Source organism: Grimontia celer (assembly GCF_900055185.1).
GTDB lineage: Bacteria > Pseudomonadota > Gammaproteobacteria > Enterobacterales > Vibrionaceae > Enterovibrio > Enterovibrio celer.
The window spans coordinates 2032930-2046575 of the sequence record NZ_FIZX01000001.1 but is presented as its reverse complement, the minus strand read 5'-3'; the positions used below and the strand labels follow the sequence as shown (position 1 = coordinate 2046575).

9 protein-coding genes are annotated in these 13646 nt (G+C 44.4%); all 9 read right to left on the bottom strand.

Translation table 11 applies throughout. The annotated features are described in order from the left end of the window. Positions 1-32: 32 nt before the first annotated feature. A complete protein-coding gene (gene wecC / locus GCE9029_RS08955) occupies positions 33-1274 on the bottom strand; it encodes a UDP-N-acetyl-D-mannosamine dehydrogenase (RefSeq protein WP_062662767.1) in 1242 nt (413 codons plus the stop codon). 128 nt (positions 1275-1402) lie between these two features. Next, positions 1403-2539 carry a non-hydrolyzing UDP-N-acetylglucosamine 2-epimerase gene (gene wecB / locus GCE9029_RS08950; RefSeq protein ID WP_062662765.1) on the bottom strand — a complete coding sequence of 379 codons (1137 nt, stop codon included), beginning with the start codon at positions 2537-2539 and terminating at the stop codon, positions 1403-1405. Between the two features lie 9 nt (positions 2540-2548). Next, complete coding sequence (locus tag GCE9029_RS08945; protein ID WP_062662763.1) at positions 2549-4777, bottom strand: GumC family protein; 2229 nt, start codon at positions 4775-4777, stop codon at positions 2549-2551. Positions 4778-4949: 172 nt separating this feature from the next. Next, entirely contained in the window at positions 4950-5483 is a 534-nt protein-coding gene (locus GCE9029_RS08940; RefSeq protein ID WP_062662761.1) for a polysaccharide biosynthesis/export family protein, read from the bottom strand. A 22-nt stretch (positions 5484-5505) separates the two neighbouring features. Continuing rightward, positions 5506-6738 (bottom strand): outer membrane beta-barrel protein, encoded by a 1233-nt coding sequence (locus tag GCE9029_RS08935; RefSeq protein ID WP_062662759.1) that lies wholly within the window; start codon positions 6736-6738, stop codon positions 5506-5508. 10 nt (positions 6739-6748) lie between these two features. After that, entirely contained in the window at positions 6749-8152 is a 1404-nt protein-coding gene (locus tag GCE9029_RS08930) for an undecaprenyl-phosphate glucose phosphotransferase (protein WP_062662757.1), read from the bottom strand. Between the two features lie 613 nt (positions 8153-8765). After that, entirely contained in the window at positions 8766-10439 is a 1674-nt protein-coding gene (gene asnB / locus GCE9029_RS08925; protein WP_062662755.1) for an asparagine synthase B, read from the bottom strand. A gap of 247 nt (positions 10440-10686) precedes the next feature. Next, positions 10687-12258: a cation:proton antiporter family protein gene (locus GCE9029_RS08920; protein ID WP_062662753.1), complete on the bottom strand. Its 1572-nt coding sequence runs from the start codon at positions 12256-12258 to the stop codon at positions 10687-10689. A gap of 172 nt (positions 12259-12430) precedes the next feature. Beyond that, complete coding sequence (gene nagC, locus GCE9029_RS08915; protein WP_062662751.1) at positions 12431-13645, bottom strand: DNA-binding transcriptional regulator NagC; 1215 nt, start codon at positions 13643-13645, stop codon at positions 12431-12433. Position 13646: the final 1 nt, after the last annotated feature.

The following is a 13646-nucleotide window of genomic DNA, read 5'->3' as shown; positions in this document are numbered from 1 at the left end:
AATTGAAGACGCTCCGCGATTAAAATTGTTGACTAGTTAATAATGCCGCGAGTATCGATAACAACCTTGGTAGCTAGCTGAGTTTTATCCGCCTCCTTGAATTGCTTATGGTCAACTAGAACTACGATTATGTTTGCACGCTCTAGTGCTCCTTCCAGCGTCATTTGTTCGACCCCGGCATACACAAGTTGCTCTGGGATGGATTCAACATTTGGCTCAACGGCAAAAATTTGGCCAACATTTTTACTCGCTAACTCTTGAACAATTTGTAGAGCAGGACTTTCCCTTAGATCATCGATATCCGCTTTGAATGCTAGGCCTAAACATGCAATAACTGGACGCTTAAACTCATCAGCAGCTTTGACGACCTGATCGATAACATAGTGAGGTTTTGAATCGTTGGTTAAACGCGCTTGGCGGATAATTTTCGCTTCGTCAGGACAACTGTCGACAATAAACCAAGGATCAACTGCAATGCAGTGACCACCGACACCTGGGCCTGGGTTCAAGATGTTTACGCGAGGGTGTCTGTTCGCGAGTCTAATCAACTCCCAGACGTTAATTTTTAGTTTGTCGCTGATCATCGATAACTCGTTGGCAAATGCAATGTTCACATCGCGGAACGAGTTTTCGGTTAGCTTTGCCATTTCTGCAGTGCGCGCGTTAGTGATGATACATTCGCCGCGTACGAAAGTTTTGTATAGCTCGACTGCTTTTTCGCTACACGCTTTGGATAAGCCACCTATCACTCTATCGTTAGCTACGAGCTCTTGAAGGACGTAACCCGGTAATACGCGTTCCGGGCAGTGCGCAATTTTGACATCTGCTGCGTCACCTAAGTCTTGAGGGAAGGTTAGATCCGGCCTTGCGGCTTTCAACCATGCAGCCAGCTTTTCTGTTGCTCCCACTGGTGAAGTGGATTCGAGGATAACCAAGTTTCCCTTATCTAAAACGGGAGCAATAGCGTTTGCGGCAGCTTCTATGTAAGAAAGGTCTGGTGAGTTACTCTCTTTAAAGGGAGTAGGTACAGCAATCATGAAAGCCTCAGCCGGTTCGGGCTGAGTAGTAGCGCGAAGGTTTCCTGTGCTAACCACACCGCGGACGACAATATCCAGATCAGGCTCAACAATGTGAATATTACCCTGGTTGATGGTATCGACGGCCATAGGATTTACGTCGACGCCAACAACCTCAATACCGCGAGATGCTACTACAGCGGCAGTTGGTAAACCTATATAACCTAAACCAATGACGGAAACCTTTTTAAAGGACATAACTGCTCCTCAAGGCATACCTTTAATAGATATGCGCTTCAAAATTAGAGAATAAATTAAATGAAGTTGGATTTATGTATTCGTTGAGATGAATAGAAGTTGTAAAAAAGAACCAAAAGATGATGACTTTAGGAGAAGGTTTTAATTATTTCTTCAATAATTCTTTGACAAGATTTCCCATCACCATAAGGGTTATGTGCTCGGCTCATTCTTTCATAGTCGTCTTCGTTATTAAGTAGGTTTTCAACTTCTGTAATGATCCTGTCTTTGTCTGTACCCACGAGTTTAACCGTGCCTGCCTCTACGGCCTCAGGTCGTTCTGTTGTATCTCTCATAACCAAAACAGGTTTACCCAATGAAGGGGCTTCTTCTTGAATACCCCCCGAATCGGTGAGAATGATGTGGGCTTTGTTCATCAGATACACAAACGGTAGATATTCTTGAGGTTCAATCAATTGAACGTTATTAATCCCCTTTAGTATACGATTGACTGGCTCTCTCACATTCGGGTTTAGATGAACTGGATAGATAATTTGGCTATCTGGGTGGCGAACGGCGATCTCTGCGAGGGCTTCACAAATTCGTTCAAAACCACCGCCAAAGCTCTCACGGCGATGTCCTGTAACCAGAATAAGCTTTTTGTTGTTATCTATTTGTGGAAAAACAGTAGCTAAGGTATCGATGAGGTCCTGATCGTTTTCAAGCTTTTCTTTTACAAGAAGTAATGCGTCAATAACGGTATTACCTGTGATGGAAATGCTCTTGGCGTCGACACCCTCGGCGAGTAAGTTATGTTCTGACGTTTTTGTGGGGGCAAAGTGAAGTTTTGATATTGCTCCAGTTAGTTTCCGGTTCCCTTCCTCTGGCCAAGGAGAATATATATTACCTGTACGAAGTCCTGCTTCGACATGTCCTACCGCAATTTGCTGGAAGTAGGCTGCCAAGCTTGCAGCTAGTGTTGTCGCTGTGTCGCCATGCACGAGAACAATGTCTGGTTCGAAGGATTCCAGTACGGGCTTTAGGCGAGTAAGAATATTGCTTGTCACTTCGTACAGGGACTGTCCAGGCTTCATCACATTTAAGTCAAAATCCGGAGTGATTTCGAACAAATCAAGCACTTGATCAAGCATTTCGCGATGTTGCGCCGTGACACAGACCTTAGCCTCAATGCCTTCGGCTTTACTTAGCTTATGAACCAGTGGCGCCATTTTGATTGCCTCTGGACGTGTGCCGAAGACAGTAAGTACCTTAATTGCAGCTGTCATATACTTTCCTTAGCTTTCGATGTTTCCGTACGCATAGCGAGAATATTCAGAGTAGGTATGTGTGCCTTTTTTTGGCTGAGAAACCTGGTTTATTACTACGCCGTCGATAGATATTTGATGCTTTGTAAATAAGGTCATGGTGTGCTTATAAACTGACTTGCTCGTGCTATTGGCTTTCAGAACTAGCACAATCCCCTTGGTAAACTTCCCAACGATAAATGCATCTTTCACTGGCAAAATCGGCGGCGTATCAAAAATGATTCGGTCATACTTTTCTGCCAGTTCTTCAATGAGCTTAAGGAAAGAGGTGCTGCTAAGAAGCTCTTGCGGATTAGCAACGATTAACCCTGCTGGAAGAAGGTCCAGATTGGTTCCTTCAATGGTCGTAATGCAATCGTCGGGTGATGTATTCATGACCAAAATGTTGGTCAGCCCAGGGTGGCTATTTGGGATTCCAAAACGCATCCCCACTGAAGGTTTTCTTAAATCACAATCAATCAACAAAACCTTTTCGATACTTGAGAAAGACTGGGCGAGATTGATAGCAGTAGTCGTTTTACCTTCGCCGGGGACAGATGAAGACAGTGCCAGAAATTTCCTTTCAGTCTTTGGCATACTCAGGTATAGCGACGTTCGGATAGAGTCAATGGACTCTTGAAAAGTCGCAAACTTGCTATTGTTGAAAACAGAGGCATCGATATGGTTGCGTTTAAACTCTTTTGCTTTAACCAAGGGGAGTGTGCCAGTTGGCAGCAATCCAAGTTTACTCTCGAAGTCTCTTGCCGAAGAGATTGTGTTGTTGAATGCATCCAAACAAATGACCAGCACACATGCAAAGCCCATGCTGACGATTAAGGCGATGAATACAATGAGCTTTCGATTCGGTTTAAAAGGTTGTTGTGGGACGAGTGCTTGATCGCTGAAACGAGCATTTGCCGCACTAAAATCGCTGGTTGCAGAGGTTTCTTTTTGACGAGTTAAAAACAAGTCGTACAACTTAGCGTTGCTTTCGACCTCTCTTTTGAGTGCATCATATTCACTTTTTACAACACTTAATGACTGAAATTCTTCTTTCTTGCTTAAAAGTTCTTGTTTAAGAAGTGTTTCTTGTTCTCGAGCACTGGAAAGCTCTTTTTCGACGCCGTTAATCAGCTTATAGATTAGGTTTTCCGCTCGTTGTTGAACCGATTTCAGCCTTGCATTTGCCTGAATCATTTTGTCGTGTTTCGGACCATAGCGCTTCGATAGTTGGCTAACGTCCTTTTCTGCTTCTGACTCTGCCAGGCGAATGTCACGCACTTGCGGGTGATTCGAAATCAGGGTGTTAGCGCTCAGTGTTGCAATATCTGCGTTGGGATTACTTTTGAGCGCGTTATATAGTGCTTGGGTTTTTGTTCGCCGGTCTGTCGCCTCTGCGATTCTATCGGTTAGGTTTTGAAGCTCGTTGCTGGTCAAAGCGGCAATGCCGCTATCGTCTATAAGTTCTTGACGTTGAAGAAATTGAACTAGAGCTTGCTCCGATGAGTTCAGGTTTAGTTTGAGCTCTGTAAGTCGCTCATTGAGCCATCCATTTGCTCTATCGGTTGCAAGAAGCTTCGACTCTAAATTGTTTTCAATAAAGGCATAACCGACAGCATTTGCTATTTTCGCAGCGAGCTTTGGATCCTGTGAATCAAATGAAATCCTAACTAGCTGAGTTTTTCGAATAGGAGATATTGTTAGTCTTGACTTGAACGCTTTTAATACCCTTAGAGTCGTTGCCTCTTTCTCTGCTTCAGGGTCATGTGCGATATCTGTTTTTGATGAGAAGAAGGAATCGATAACAGGATGTGAACGTAACCAGCCTTTAAGCTGCTCTTTAAAGGCCGGCCTGTCGTTCACAGCGATAGCAGGGTTGAACTCTTCAAGCATATTGAGTTGCAATTTTTCGATGACGCGCTGCGCAACCTGATTGGATTTCAGTATTTCAAATTGCGTAAGATAATATTCATTGGCGCGACTATCTATTCCAACAACTTCTTCAATTGATATTGCTTTAGCTTGTTGCGACTCAATAAGTAAGGTCGCCGTTGCTCGGTAAGTAGGAGTAATTGATAGTGCAATTAGAACTGCAATTGAAGTACAAAGAAACGTAAAAAACGTGATAGAAAGCCAGCGCTTTTTGATAAGATGGATATAGTATCCAATATCAATCAGTTGATCTTGTTGTATTGAATTTTCATTAGAGTAGGCTGACATTATTCTATCCATCTTAAATGCAGTTTTCATCTCGTGATAGTGAGACTTTAAATGTCGACTAAGATCCGACAAAGAAGGGAAGCGAAAATAGTGTGTTTACTTATTAAAAGAAATGAGTCGAAGCGTGAATATTTACCGAAGTAAACGTTATCTATGCATGAGGTTTTTATAATTAGAAAAAACTTTGCTCAATAACAATGATGTCTCCTGGTGAGACCATGTGAGAGAGGCTTACCCGATTTTTAGGTTCATTTTTATCTTCGCGAGTAATGTAGATACTTTTTCTCGCGGCACGCTCGGTGAAACCGCCAGCGAGTGCAATCGCTTTATCGACGGTTAGGCCTGGTTGGTATTCATAACCGCCAGGCTTTTTAATTTCACCGTTCACAAAGATACTTCTAAACCCAACGATACCGACACGAACCTTAGGAGAAACCAAGTAGTCTCCCTTTAAGCCTTTGATGATCTCAGCCTTAAGTTGTTCGGTCGTTTTTCCCAGTGCTATTAATTGACCAAGGTAGGGGTAATCAAATTCGCCACTACTATCGATATACAATTCTTCGATGGTTAGCTCTTCCTCGCCATATACGATAATTTGAATTTTATCGCCCGCGCCAATGGTGTAATCGTTGCCGCTTGCAACTACATTAAATGGAAAAACAAAAATGAGTAGGAATGAAATAGCTAAATAATAGATACGTGTCATGTGACTAGTATTCCCCTAAGAATCAAAAGACCAGATTTGTTCCGAGATACCAAACATTTTGTCGGTAGCTATTTGTATCTATTGAGGAGTCGTTGTCCTCGAATCTCCAGCCAGCTTTAATTTCAGTATCTTCTCTAAATGCGTACCCAAGGTAGAAAGATGAACTCATTAAGTCGTCTTTCCGCGTGCTTTGCGAGTAGTCATCGTGAAGTAAACCAATGGCGATGTCACTGTAGACACGTGAGAGCCAGAAGTGCTTCCAGTTGGCGGCAAAACTGGTTTGATTTATAAAGTTATTGCCTTGATCCGGATCGATCGCGATCTGAGCCGCTGACACTGCAATCGTTGAATAGGTTAATGGTTCCCATACAAGATCTAAGTCCCAGCTGAAGCCATTGAAATCTTCTCTTGCTTCATCATCGTAGTTCTTATCTTGCAAACCTATTCTCAGTTTACCGGTAGTCTTACCCGTGATATCCCACTTAGTACCAATCAGGAAATAAGCATCGAGGTTATCTTGCGTATTACCACTGATAGGGTCGCCTAGTTTGTAATGGCGATCTGTGACATCAACTTCTAGCAGCAATTCAGTGGCAGGAAAGACTTTATAGTAAAAAGCGAGAGCACCAGCGACCTGATCATAGTCTTTAAACTTGGTGCTCAGTGTGGCAAGCCCAGCGCCGGTAAGATCCCGGTAGTTATTATATTTCTTATTTTCGTACCTTAGATTGGACTCTAGGCGCCCTGTCGCATCGTCAGTGCCGTAAACATGAGTGAAGTTTGCGTTGTGCAATGAGAACTTGGCAGGTTCAGTCGCGATGGTTGCTAATTGGTCGCCTGCCAAAATTCCAGTGCCACGTGCTTCGTGAGATTTCAAATAGGTGTAGTTGAATCCTATCCCACTTCTTTGATTGATTTGAACAAAGCTATTTGTCGTGAATGTGTGGTCGAGAAAGTCATCGACGTCACTGTCAAAGTAGTAACCAGAGGACAATTGATAGGCAACTTGGTACTTATTTCCATTGCGGTCAGATTCGAACATCACTCCTGGCTTTGCTATCAAAGCGCTGGAGGAATCCGGGCTCTCAGAGGTAGAGTAACGACCTACGTTATCGTTATATTCATAATAGGCGTCGAGAAGAGGGGTGATTTTGATACCAGATTCTGTGGTAAAGCCGTTATTTTCTCCAGCGAGCACCCAACTATTTGTACCTAATAAAGCTAAAGCAATGAGTGTTTTCTTAGGGATGTTCATTTTCATTCCTTTAGTAGGCAGTCTTTCCGGTAAAGCCTTTGAATACAGTTTTAAAAATGATTTTCAAATCAAGCCAAGTAGACCATGACTGAATGTATTTGATATCGAATTCAACACGCTTCTGCATTTTCTCTAAAGTATCTGTTTCGCCGCGGTACCCATTAACCTGTGCTAAGCCTGTGATCCCAGGTTTCACCTTGTGTCTCAACATGTAGCGGTCGACAATGGTTCGATATTCTTCGTTGTGTGCAACGGCATGTGGTCTAGGGCCTACGATAGACATACGGCCCTGTAACACATTGAAGAATTGCGGCAGTTCATCCAGCGAGGTTCTTCGAATAAACGCCCCAAAGGGTGTAATCCTTGGGTCGTTTTTTGTGGCTTGTTTGACGACTGAACCGTTGTCCATTGTGCTCATTGAACGGAATTTCCAAACTTTGATTCGGCGCCCATCCAGCCCGTAGCGGTACTGTTTGAAAATGACTGGACCAGGTGATGAAAATTTGACGCCGATGGCAACACCAATAAGAATTGGGCTGATAAGCAGAATGATCAACGAAGCAAGCACGATGTCCTGAGCTCGTTTAAACCAGCCATTGGTGCCGTAGAAAGGGGTATCGTGAATACTAATGGTTGGCATATTTCCAATTGCGCTTAATCGAGACTGGATAAGGTTGTAGACAAAGAAATCCGGTATCAAATAGGTATTTGCTGTGGTATCTGAAAAGTCTTTTAAATATGCAGTGATACGTTCATTTGCTTTCAGTGGCATCGAAATATAGACATGTTGGGCATCACCACTTTTAACAAGATCTAAAGCTGACGGAACATTGCCTCTGAATGGAGCTGGAAGATTTTCGATATCTAAACGGCTGGCTTCTCTGTCGTCGTAAAAACCACTCACTTTGATACCAAGCTCAGGGTGCTTTTTCAATTGGTGAGCGAGTCGAATACCATTTTCTGTTACCCCTATGATAATGGCTTCTTTCTTGTTGTAGCCGTAATCGCGCAGTTTCTTTAATGCCTGTTTGGCAACATATCGCCAAGTAATAAGTATTACTGGAGTAGCTATTAACCAAACGCCAGTGACGACACGTGAATAATCTGTGCTTGTCTTAGTAAAGAAGGCAAGAAAAACTAACGCAATGAAGGTGATAAACCATGCCTTGCTGATACTTAGTGCCTCTTCCCTAAAGAGATGAACTCGCCAAGAGCGATAGAGCTCATTTTTCTCTGCTACAAGCATGTAGACCAAAATGGCGTAGCTACCCAATAGTAAGTCTTTTTGGATGAACTGGTTGGTATAGGAAACTGATATTACGTAAAGTGTCAATAAGATAATAAAACAGTCAATTGTTCTATATAGAACATGTAGTGCGCCGTAGTTACTATGCAATTTAAGAGTGGAGTCCATTTTCTCTGACCTTAGATAACTAATCGATGACCCATCGTTGGCTTGTGATCTTTGACGCTACCGCCCTTGAGTGTCGTTCCCAAAATACGAAATCAAAAGAGATTATTATTTTTTAGTAAGGAGTTTTTGCGTCAAAGTTATGACGCAATGAAAGATGGGAGGATATTAACATTAGGAATTTGGGTATTTACATAGTTATTAAGTGTCAGAACCAACAATAAATAATTCCTACGTGATGCCACGCAATTGAATGTAATCAATTAATCTAAAGACAAATAGATTGCGACGTAAATATCAAAAACACTAATATAAATGATAAAAGCAATAATAGAGGGTGCTCAATATTTAACCTTAATAACAATATGTCAATTAAGGTTAAATGCCACTTTTTGGGTTAAGGCTTTCAGAGGGAAGGTCTTTAGTATTAATGCAGAGTGAGAAGTTGTCCCATGCGCATTGCGCGCTAAACACTAGATTGTTGAATTGTTCGCTTCTTGGTCGCTTCTTGGTCGCTTCTTGTGCGGTGATGATTCATGATCATATTGATGACATAACAAAAAAGGCTTTCCCTTGGGAAAGCCTTTTTTGTTATATACTTGGAAGATTTTGTTGCTTAAGCTTTTCCATAAGCCTCGTTGTGAACCGCAGCCACAGCTCGACCTGAAGGGTCTGCACTGTTTTTGAAGCTCTCGTCCCACTCAATCGCCTTGGCGCTTGAACAGGCGATTGATGGGCCGCCTGGAACACATTCTGCTGCTGATGGCAGTGGGAACAGCTCTTCAAAGATCTCACGATAAACGTAAGCTTCTTTAGTTTGTGGTGTATTGTATGGGAAGCGGAAGCTGGCTGATTCCATTTGCTGGTCAGTGACTTTCTCTTCTGCAACGGCACGTAGGGTATCAATCCAGCCGTAGCCAACACCATCTGAGAACTGCTCTTTTTGGCGCCATGCTATTGAATCTGGCAGGTAGTGCTCAAAACACTCACGCAGGATGTGTTTTTCCATCTTGCCGTTGCCACACATTTTGTCTTTCGGGTTCAGGCGCATCGCAACATCGATAAACTCTTTATCGAGGAAAGGAACACGACCTTCCACACCCCATGCCGCCAGTGATTTGTTCGCACGGGCGCAGTCAAACATGTTCAGAGCCAAAAGCTTGCGCACGGTCTCTTCATGGAATTCTTGAGCGTTTGGTGCTTTGTGGAAGTAGAGGTAACCACCAAAGATTTCATCTGCACCTTCACCGGACAGTACCATTTTGATGCCCATAGCTTTGATTTTACGGCCCATCAGGTACATCGGCGTAGATGCACGGATAGTTGTTACGTCGTAAGTTTCAATGTGATAGATAACATCACGAATAGCATCCAAGCCTTCCTGAATGGTGTAGGTCATTTCATGGTGAACAGTGCCAATTTTTTCCGCCACTTCACGAGCAGCTTTCAGATCCGGCGCGCCTTCCAGGCCAATCGCAAAGGAGTGAAGCTGTGGCCACCATGCAGCACTTTTGTCGTCATCCTCAACACGCATTGCGGCGAAACGTTTGGCTACAGCTGAAGTAATAGAAGAGTCCAAACCTCCGGAAAGTAGGACACCATATGGAACATCAGTCATCAGCTGACGCTTAACAGCAGCTTCCAAGGCTGCAGTCAGCTCTTCTTTGCTTGAGCTGTTGTTTTCAACGGCTGCGAACTCATTCCAATCACGTACATAGTAACGGACAGGCTCAGCATCTTTTGAGCCATAGTAGCTACCAGGAGGGAACTCACTGATGGTTTTACAGACTGGAACCAGCGCTTTCATTTCTGACGCAACATAGTAGTTGCCGTGCTCATCATAGCCCTGATAGAGAGGAATAATACCGATGTGGTCACGGCCAATCAGGTATTCGTCTTTCTCTTCGTCGTAAAGTGCGAAAGCAAAAATACCGTTCAGCTCTTCGAGAAGGTCAGCACCTTTGTCCTGATAAAGAGCCAGAATCACTTCGCAGTCTGAATCAGTTTGAAAATCGTACTTGCCTTCGTAACGTGCACGAATTTCTTTGTGGTTGTAAATTTCGCCGTTAACGGCCAATACCACTTTGCCATCTGGGCTATAGAGAGGTTGAGCACCGGAGTTCAGGCCTACGATAGCAAGACGCTCGTGCGCAAGAATAGCGCGCTCTGATGAGTAAATTCCAGACCAGTCTGGGCCACGGTGGCGTAGTTTTTTCGACATTTCCAGAGCACTTTCGCGAAGTGCTGATGCATCTGACTTAATATCCAGAATGCCAAATACAGAACACATAAATCCCTCTCTAAACTTCCTGCTGCCGCCTTTGTATGGCGTGTTTCAATTTGTGTTGTGTTCAATTTGCCAACTTGAATAAAAAAAGCAAGCGACAGCGAGAAAAAAAATATCAAACTTAGGGTGTGGCTGGAAAATATTTGGTTTAGGCAGCATTTTGGTGAATGAAAGCTAATCTATGATTAAAAAAGCGCCAATATCGAGGTTGATATGGCGCTTTCTATGCTCTGTGGGATGGGTTAGCTGTTCATCGATGCAAATGTTCTTTAACGTGACGAGCGAATCCTGAACCTGCTTCGCGATAGATATTGTAGGCTTCATCAACACCGAGAGATTTAAGCTGTTCTAGTTCATCGGCATAACGGGCAATTGCAGCCACTCTACCTTTAAAATTGAGCTGGTTAATTTGCTCCATAGCGATGGTATTCGCCTGACTGTTTGGCATGGCTAGTAAGATCAGCTCCAGCTGTTTAGAAGAAGTCACGCGTGACCAAAAGTCAGGGTCGGTTGCATCCCCCAGAATGACCTTACGCCCTTCGTTACCATGACGTTCGACAGAGTCCTCTCGAGCCTCAATGCCTAGCACCGCCTCTGGGTAATCTTCTGACAATTCGTCGTATGCTCCGGTGCCGATGCGTCCCATTCCGAGAATCACTACACGTGCGTTACCAAGACTGATTAGCTGATCATTGTGGTGAAGCTTGTTTGGGTTTGGATCGTGGAGCTTTCCAGAAGCATAGGCGTAAATTTTATGGCTGAAGGTGTTAAGAGGAGCCGCCAAAACGAAAGACAGGGAAACAGCAATGGCGATTGCAACTAACACGCTGCCCGGCATGATCCCCATTTGGTAAGCGATACCGCCGACGATGAGGCCAAACTCACTGTAGTTGAATAAGGTCAGTGTAGCGAACAGTGATGTACGAACTCGGAATTTGAACGCACTGAAAATGAAGTAGTACAGCACGCCTTTCAAAGGGAGTAGGAGAAGAAGAATTACCGCAATGAATAAGCCCTGAACGGTTGGCTGCTCTGAAAGTCCGATATTGAGGAAAAAGCAGACCAGAAATAGCTCTTTGAGATTGAAAAGGGACTTTGCCATTTCAGATGCACGGGTGTGGCCTGCCATCAGCATGCCTAGGATGAGTGCGCCCAGATCCGGCTTCATACCAACCGCATCGAACAAACCGGCTCCGGCAACTAGCGCGAGAAATACAGCATATAGCACCAAGACTTCGCCGTGTCCGGCGCGATCTAGCAGCCTGAAAAGGATAGGGCGAGCCAATGGTAATGCGAAAAGTAATAGTGCTTCAACACCAGGCACTTTTCCTGAAGCGATGGTTAGGAAAATCACCGCAAAGATATCCTGCATAATCAGGATACCAATAGCGAGTGTGCCGTAGGTAGCATTCATTTCGCCCTTTTCCTGCAACGCTTTGATGGCGAAAACAGTACTTGAGAAGGAAAGGGCAAAGGCAATGAGAGCCAGATCATTGAGATTCAGGCTGGCAAATGTCGATATGCCGATCGCTTTTAGGCCAACCAAACAAAGAGTAAACAGGGCAGTGGTCGCGATGTTGTGAAGTGTCGCGCCAAGCCAAATTTCTTTATTGAGAAGGGATTTTACATCTAGCTTCAGGCCGATAGTGAAAAGCAGTAGCGTGACGCCAAGATCTGCCAGTGTCTGGATTAGAGGCGTGCTTGTATAACCTGCAGCATGAAGCGCAAAACCAGCGATGAGAAAGCCCACCAGAGGAGGCATATGACAGCGCAACATAAGAAAGCCGCTAATGAAGGCCACGGCAATAATCACTAAATCCATAAAGCAGTAACTGTCCTAAAAATGGGGAGAGCTGTGCCACCAACAACGAAAAGGTGGTGTATCAACTCTGAAAAGTTAGTGGCAATAATAAAACAAAGGCAATGCGGGTCACCAGCATTGCCTTTGTAACATTTTGCAAACTATGCGCTTAATTCAGCGTCAGTATGAGTTTTTAGTCTTCCAGCAGTCGCTGCAATAGCGCACCATTTAGCATTGCGCGCTTAACCAAAGCAAAGGCACCCAGTGTAGGCGTTGCAGAAAGGCCCGCAGCGACAATAGGCAGGTTCTGATGGAAGGTGCGTAGAGATTGATTTTCTACACAGCGCTGAATCGCAGGGAAGACGACGCTTTTCGCTTCCGTAATTTCACCGGAAATCACCACCTGCTGAGGGTTGAACAAATTGATGGTCATGGCGATAGCTTTACCTAAGTGGTTACCTACTTTCACCAGTACCTGACGTGCCAGCTCGTCGCCTGCCACTGCGGCACGACAGATATCTGACACGTTCAAATCTTTTTTACCCTGCAGCATACTCTCGTGACCTTGCGCAAGCAGTTGTTGGGCATGTTCAATGATGGCAGGGTTCGAAGCGACGGTTTCAAGACAACCGAAATTACCGCACTGACATTTCTTACCCAGCGGGTCAATTTGGATATGGCCAATCTCACCCACGTTGCGGTTATAACCTAAAAAGACTTGCCCGTTTACGATGATACCTGCGCCTGCACCGTTGTGAACACTGACCAGCAAGGTGTCATAGTAATTTTTACTCACCCCGAAATAATGTTCTGCCAATGCCTGACCTCGGGTGTCATTCCCAATGAAACACTGCACGCCAAATTCATCACGAATTAAGTCACTTAGCGGTAATTTGTCGATCGTAATATGCGGCATGTACTCAACAATACCGGCTTCGGCATCAACAAGACCAGGAAGAGAGATAGCAACCGCAATCAGCTCTTTCAATACATCTTGGTTTGAAGCAAGGAAGGTGTGCAGTTTGTAGATCAGCCCTTCAATCAGGGTGTCCTGATTTGGGTAGTGGAATGGCTCATCATGCTCTGCTAGCGGATTGCCAGCAAGGTCAAACAGGGTGAGTTCGATACGGTCTCGCCCTAGCCGAACTGCCAGAGAGTGAAAAGGTGCACATTCGGTGGTCAGCGATATGGCTCGCCGGCCACCGGTAGATGCCTGTTGCGCGACTTCTTTGATTAAGCCGCGCTCCAGTAACTGGCGGGTAATTTTGGTAACACTGGCTGGTGCAAGGCTACTTACATCAGCGATTTGGATTCGAGAAATCGGCCCTTGTTGGTCGATGAGTCGATAAACGGCGGCACCGTTTAGCTGTTTAACCAGATCTACGTTACCAATTTGTCCGCCTGTCATA